The 3,381-nt window shown below is 65.4% G+C and carries 3 protein-coding genes; all 3 read right to left on the minus strand.

Annotation, left to right across the window (positions count from 1 at the left end):
- Window positions 1-387 precede the first annotated feature (387 nt).
- Entirely contained in the window at window positions 388-981 is a 594-nt protein-coding gene (locus tag K1X71_21155) for a SpoVG family protein (protein ID MBX7075658.1), read from the minus strand.
- A gap of 13 nt (window positions 982-994) precedes the next feature.
- A complete protein-coding gene (gene ispE / locus K1X71_21160) occupies window positions 995-1,909 on the minus strand; it encodes a 4-(cytidine 5'-diphospho)-2-C-methyl-D-erythritol kinase (protein ID MBX7075659.1) in 915 nt (304 codons plus the stop codon).
- A gap of 284 nt (window positions 1,910-2,193) precedes the next feature.
- On the minus strand, window positions 2,194-3,381 hold a 1,188-nt coding region (locus K1X71_21165; protein MBX7075660.1), incomplete at its 5' end, for a L,D-transpeptidase family protein.

Raw genomic sequence — 3,381 nt, forward strand, 5'->3', positions numbered from 1 at the left:
CTCCGGGAGAAGGTGGCCGATAGGCCGGATGAGGGCTTTTCAGATTGAAAGAGGAGCCCCCCTCACCAGCGACCTACGGTCGCTACCTCTCCCCCTACTACGCTTCGCTCCGTGGGGGCGAGGTGGGAAGAAGAAAACCGCGGAGACGCCGAGACGCGGAGGAGAGGAAGCGACTGATAAGTCGAGTTCGACCTTCTCCCTCTGGGAGAAGGTGGCCGATAGGCCGGATGAGGGCTTTTCAGATTGAAAGAGGAGCCCCCCTCACCAGCGACCTACGGTCGCTACCTCTCCCCCTACTACGCTTCGCTCCGTGGGGGCGAGGTGGAAGAGAGGAAACGCAAGGGCGCTAAGTCGCTAGGGCGCAACGGGCGGAATCGTGGCGGGCCACTACAAGATTCCGGCGCCGAAGTTGTTGTTGCCGCGTGGGCGGCGGTCGCCGGTGGCGTGCGTGCGCGGCTTGTGCGGACCGCGTGGCCCTTCGGCGGGCTGCACCTTGGTGTGCGTGCGCTGCGCGGCCTCGCGCGGGGCGCCTTCGCCAATTTCGCGCGGCTCGGCGAATTCTTCTTCCAGGTCGTAGTCGTCGTAGCGCGACACGTAGCCCGGCTGCTGGGCGCGGTCGACCTCCGCGCGAAACTCCTGGACCACGCGGTCTTGAATCATCTCGCGGCAGGCGGCGTTGATCGGGTGCGCGATGTCGGCATAGAGCTTGGCGCGGCCCGAGTCGTCTTTCATCAGCCGGCTCTCGTTCAGGCGCAGTCCGCACTGGTTGCAATAGGCGGCCTTAAGATGATTCTTGCAGGCGCACTGCGGGCAGCGCGAGGTGAGCTTGCGGCTGGGCATGGCGACAAAGGGGCCGCTGGCGCCTTCGATGATCTTCAGATCGCGGACGACAAAGCTGTTGTCGAACGTGATCGAGCAGAAGGCTTGCAAGCGATCGCCGGCCTCTTGGATCAACTTGATGCGAACCTCGGTGATTTCCACGGCCCTTTACTCCTTAGTTGGCGGTCTCCTGTCGGCAGGCGCGGACCACGAACACGCGACCCACGCGACGGGCGCGAAGCCGTCCCGCGACAAAGCGGGCGTGCCGCGCGCCGCGACACAGGCCGAAGTAGCTGGTTCCGCTTCCGCTCATCAGGTGCCCGACCACGTCGAGTCGGGCGAACTCGTCCTCCAGTCGACCAATCCAGGGTGAAAGCTGGCGAGCGGCCGGCTGCAACTGGTTGTGCAACAGCCTTCCCAACTCGCGTAGTCGTCCTTTCTCCGCCGCCGTTTGAATTGTCGTCACGCTGGCGGGATGTTCGGCTGGCCGGCAGGCGCGATACACGTCGGCCGTCGATAATCCCGCGCTCGGTCGCACGATCACGAAGTGGAGGGGCGCCAACTGGGGGAGCGGTTCGATGCGTTCTCCGCGGCCACGGCATACGGCCGGTTGCGCCGCGAGGAAGAACGGGATGTCGCTGCCAAGTTGACTGGCAAACCAGGCAAGCTGCTCACGCGAGTATCCCAGGCGCCAACCAAGATTGGCGGCCACCAGCGCCGCTGCCGCGTCGCTCGATCCGCCGGCCAAGCCCGCCGCGATCGGAATGCGCTTGATCAAGCGCATCCGCGCGCCGCGCTCGCAGCCCGACTCTTGCCGCAGCAGTTCGACTGCGCGCACGACCAGATTTTCTGGCGCGGCGGGCAGACAGCGGGCGGCGTCGTCGGCCGGATCGACGGAAAACTCACATTGAAGCGTGACTGGCCCTTGTGGTTCGTCCCTGAAGTACAACGTGTCGTACAAGTTCACGGGGACCATGAGGGTTTCGATCTCATGGAACCCGTCGTTACGCTTCGCCAAAACCTCCAGAAACAGGTTCAGTTTGGCGGGCGTCGTCACGGTGAGGCACGACGCCTGCGCGAGAACGTGCATCCCTGTCCTGCCGGTTGCCGGTCGGGCCTGCTCCGCGATAGATGAGCGGATGGGAGCGGGGCCGAACGTGCAAAAAAACTCGCGAGAACTCGATATGAAATTCGCTGGTCGCTGGCCCATCTTAGGCCTTGACCAAACTAACTCGGCATCCTAACGACGCCTGCGCAGAGGGTCAACGTGGATTTGCCGCTCTCTCCCACGTGAATTTTGTTACATGGCAGGCCCCTGTGGCGACCTGGGCAAGCGGGGCAAGGCGAGGGCGTATTGCGCTGGCCAATGGACTGCTAGCGGCGAATGGTGACCTTCGATCCGATCGACAGAATGTCGTACACATCGCCGGCGTCGCGCTGTGTGAGCCGGATGCAGCCGCGCGCATCGACCCGGCCCATGCTGTTGTCGTCGATGGTGCTGTGGATGCCGAGTCGCTGGCCATCGAGCGAGATCCATTTTTCGCCCAGCGGATTGGCCGGGTTGTTGGCGTCGATCACTTCGGCGCCGTAATAGGTGGGATTGTCGAGCTTGGACTGCACGGTGTACGCGCCTTCGGGCGCGGGGTTGTCGACCCCTAGCCCGATCGGAAAGCTGCCGGCGTAAAGTTGGTCGAGCCACAGCGTGAGCCGGAAGCTGGTCAGATCGACATCGGCCGCGAACGGACCGCGCAGCACCTTCAGCTTTTGACCGGCGGGCAGATTGTTGGGGTCTGCCACCTGATTGATCTTGGCCAGCAGTTGCCACGGCATTTGATAGCTGGTGGCGATCCGTTCCAGATTGTCCCCCGGCTGCACCTCGTAAGGAGCTTCGAGCAGCGACTCGCGCGAGTAGATGATGGTGCCCGCCAGTTGATCGAGCAGGCCTTGCAGTTGTTGCTGCTCTGCTGGCGTGAGTTGCGGTTGGTTGTACCAGGCCGACAACTCGCGATGCGCATCGACGAGTCGATCTTGCGCTAGTAGTTGCTGAGCCTGAGCGAAGCTGGCGGCAAAGGTGGCTGGCGCGACTGCGGCGGCGGCGTGCTCGGGATCGGCGGCGGGCTGCTGACCGGCCACGGGGGCCCAGCCCGCGGCGGCGGCGATGGCCGCCGTGGGGGGCGTGGTTGGCGCGGCGGGCGGAAACTGCGCCGCAGGGGGGCCGGCCGGAGTGGCGGTGCCAGGGTCGGCGCCAAAGGGAGGCGCTTCGCCAGCCACCGACGCCGCCGACGGGTCGACCTGGACGGGCATTTGGGCGGTCGGCGCGCCGGGCGCGACAGGCATGTCGGCGGTCGGAGGCGCAGCCTGTGCGCTATTAAAATCGGGAGCAACGGGCACCAGGCTTTCGGCGCCGGGGGGGAGTTGCTGGGTAAACGCCGTCGCGTCGGGCATTGCGGCCTGCGCAAACGGAGGCGCTTCGCTCGTGGTGCTGGCGGCCGGCGAGCCGGGAGCGGAAAACGCTGGGGCCTCGCCACCGGGCGCCGGCATTAAGGCATCGGCGTTTGGCGC

It is taken from the genome of Pirellulales bacterium (assembly GCA_019694455.1).
In the GTDB taxonomy this organism is placed as follows: domain Bacteria; phylum Planctomycetota; class Planctomycetia; order Pirellulales; family JAEUIK01; genus JAIBBY01.

Bases quoted from the DNA above. Each gene is read 5' to 3' on its own strand.
- ispE (MBX7075659.1), bottom strand. From the start codon at position 1,909: ATGCACGTTCTCGCGCAGGCGTCGTGCCTCACCGTGACGACGCCCGCC.